Here is a 1,296-nt window from a genome sequence, read left to right on the forward strand (position 1 = left end):
CCAGGCGGCGGGCGACGGCCGCGCCGATCCCGCCCGACGCCCCGGTGGCCACCACGGCGCCGCGCCGGCCCACCGGGGTGCTCATCGCAGCTCGGTCTTGAGGATCTTGCCCGAGGCGTTGCGTGGGAGGGCCTCGACGAACTCCACCGTCCGCGGCCGCTTGAAGTTGGCCAGGTGCTCTCTACAGAAGTCCAGCACGTCCTGCTCGGTGAGGGTCGAGCCCTCGCGACGGACGATGAACGCCTTGCCGACCTCGCCCATCCGGTCGTCCGGCACGCCGATCACGGCCGACTCCACCACGCCGTCCAGGCGGGCGAGGGTCTGCTCGATCTCCGCCGGATAGACGTTGAAGCCGCCGTTGATGTACATGTCCTTGAGCCGGTCGGTGATGCGCAGGTTGCCGTCGGCGTCGATCTCGCCCACGTCGCCGGTGTGTAGCCACCCGTCCGGGTCGATCGTCTTGGCGGTGTTCTCCGGGTCGTCGAGGTAACCCTGCATGACCATCTCGCCGCGGGTGAGGATCTCACCGTGCTCACCGATGCGGATCTCCATGCCGGGGTAGGCGCGGCCGCACGTGGTGGAGACGGTGACGTCGTCGTCGCCGGTCCGGGTGGTGGTGATGAAGCCCATCGTCTCGGTCTGCCCGTACGCCGTGATGACCGTCTCCAGGCCCAGGTCGGACTGCATGCGCTCGATGAGCACCACCGGCACGACCGACGCGCCGGTCACCGCCACGCGCAGCGAGGACAGGTCGTAGTCGCCGCGGGCGGGATCGTCGAGCAGGGTCTGGAAGATCGTCGGCGCGCCGGTGAGGATCGTGACCTTCTCGTCCTGGATCAGCCGCATGGTCTCCGTGGTCGAGTAGACCGAGAGCGGGACGATCGTCACGCCGAACAGGACGCACGCCAGGAAGCCGGCCTTGTAGCCGAAGCTGTGGAAGAACGGGTTGACGATGAGGTAGCCGTCCCGGTCCGTCAGCCCGTTGTTGGAACCCCACGCGCGCGAGCCCGCGACGGTCTGGCGGTGCAGCGCCACGACGCCCTTGCTCTTGCCGGTGGTGCCGGAGGTGAACAGGATGTCGGCGACGTCGTCGCCCGTCACCGCGTCCGCGCGGGCGTCCGCGGCGGCGAGCAGCTCGTCGGTGGCCAGGGCGCGGAGGTCGTCGAAGTCGAGGACGTCGACGCCCCCGGCGGCGCCGGTGCCGGCGGGGACGGTGTCGCCGGCGTCGAGGGGGATGCGCACGATCGTCCGCAGGGTGGTGGCGCCGGCGAGCGGACCGTCGGCGGCGTCGGTGGC

The 1,296-nt window shown here is 70.7% G+C and carries 1 protein-coding gene; it reads right to left on the reverse strand.

The genetic code is table 11. The features are described from left to right. Positions 1–81: 81 nt before the first annotated feature. The coding region (locus G6030_RS12360; RefSeq protein WP_182643321.1) for an AMP-binding protein at positions 82–1,296 on the reverse strand (1,215 nt) is incomplete at its 5' end.

The organism is Dietzia sp. E1 (assembly GCF_014145015.1).
GTDB classification, from domain to species: domain Bacteria; phylum Actinomycetota; class Actinomycetes; order Mycobacteriales; family Mycobacteriaceae; genus Dietzia; species Dietzia cinnamea_A.